This window comes from Kitasatospora sp. NPDC059817 (assembly GCF_042731835.1).
Taxonomy (GTDB): Bacteria; Actinomycetota; Actinomycetes; order Streptomycetales; family Streptomycetaceae; genus Kitasatospora.
Genome location: NZ_JBHWIR010000150.1, coordinates 14504 through 16008 on the forward strand (window position 1 = coordinate 14504; position 1505 = coordinate 16008).

The window sequence follows — 1505 nt, forward strand, 5'->3', positions numbered from 1 at the left end:
CGCGCCGCCGGGGGCTGCTGTTTCCCACGGGGGGGGGGGCCGGGGGGGGGGGGGGGGTGGGGGCGGGGGGGGGGGGGGCGGGGGCGGTGAGCGCGGCCGCGCCGGCGGCGCTCGTCTACAGCCAGACGCTGCCCACCCGCGGCCCCGACCGGCCCTGAGCCGCCGCGCCCCTCGGCGCGGCCGGACGCCGGGTCAGCCGTGCCCGGCCGAGGGCTGCCAGCCGAGGGCGGGGCCGAGGCGGGTGGCGAGGTCGGTGAGGATCTGCACGTAGTCCTGGTGGTCGAAGGTGAAGGGCAGGGCGAAGGCGACCTCGTCGACCTCCTGGTAGCCGGCGTGGGCGTGCAGCCGCTCGGCGATCTCCTCGGACGGGCCGATCAGGTCGGGCGCGAACACCATCCGGGCCGGGCCCTGCGGGGCGAGGGTGCGCGGGGTGCGGGCGAGGGCGTACGCCTGGTACTTGGCGCGCTGTTCGGGGCTGGCACCGTCGGTGGGGATGACGACGAGGCCCTGGGAGACGCGGGCGCGCTCGCCGTCGGGGTGCTGGGCGCGGAAGGCGCGGATCTGGGTGCGCTGGATCTCGGCGAAGTCCTCGGACTCCCCGGGCTCCCCGGCCTTGACGATGCTGCTGGTGAGCAGGTTGAGCCCGTGCTCGCCGGCCCAGCGGGCGGAGCGCAGGCTGCCGGCGCCGTACCAGAGCCGGGAGGCGAGGCCGGGGGAATGCGGCTGGACCCGGCGGGAGTACACCTCGATGCCCTCGGTGCCGGCGAAGTCGGAGGCGGGTTCGCCGCGGACGAGGCCGAGGAGGCGCTCGGCGCGGCCGGTCCCGAAGTCCTCGTGCTCGCCGGTGTCGGGGTGGAGCGCGCCGCGGACCCGGTCGTAGTGGGTGGGCGGGCCGACGCTGAAGCCGGGGTTGAGGCGGCCGCCGGACAGGATGTCGACGGTGGCGAGGTCCTCGGCGAGGCGCAGCGGGTTCTCCCAGCCGAGCGGGGTGACGGCGGTGCCGAGGTGGATGCGGCTGGTGCGCTGGGAGGCGGCGGCGAGGACGGCGACGGGGGAGGAGATCCCGTACTGGAGGTGGCGGTGGCGCAGCCAGGCGCTGTCGAAGCCGAGCTGCTCGCCGAGGGTGATGAGGTCGAGGGTGGACTCGTGGCCCCGGCGCGGGTCGGCCTCGTCGAACAGCCCGATGGTCAGGAAGCCGAGTTTCCGCAGCGGTCGTGGGGTCGGCGGCATGGTGGGTGGCTCCGGGTGGTGTGAGGCGGCCCCGGGAGGGCCGGGCGGGTGGTGCCCGTCGAACGTACGCAGGCGGCTCGCGTCCCCACAAGATCGGCGCGGGATCGGACATCGGCGCGCAACACGGCGCAATCCCCCCTCAATACCGACCCGGTACGGGGCGGGGGGGGGGGGCCCCACCCCCGCGGGGGGGCCCCGACCCAAGGGGTGTGGGAGGACCGCAGCGCCACCGCCGAAGGGTGGGGGTGTTGTTGTGGGTGGAGGGGGATCAGAAG

General features: G+C 76.5%; 1 protein-coding gene. It reads right to left on the reverse strand.

What is annotated here, in order from left to right; all coding sequences use genetic code 11:
* Nucleotides 1–192: 192 nt before the first annotated feature.
* A complete protein-coding gene (locus ACFV61_RS26555; protein ID WP_380494280.1) occupies nt 193–1230 on the reverse strand; it encodes an LLM class flavin-dependent oxidoreductase in 1038 nt (345 codons plus the stop codon).
* Between the last annotated feature and the right edge of the window lie 275 nt (nt 1231–1505).

Bases quoted from the DNA above. Each gene is read 5' to 3' on its own strand.
- ACFV61_RS26555 (WP_380494280.1), bottom strand. From the start codon at position 1,230: ATGCCGCCGACCCCACGACCGCTGCGGAAACTCGGCTTCCTGACCATC.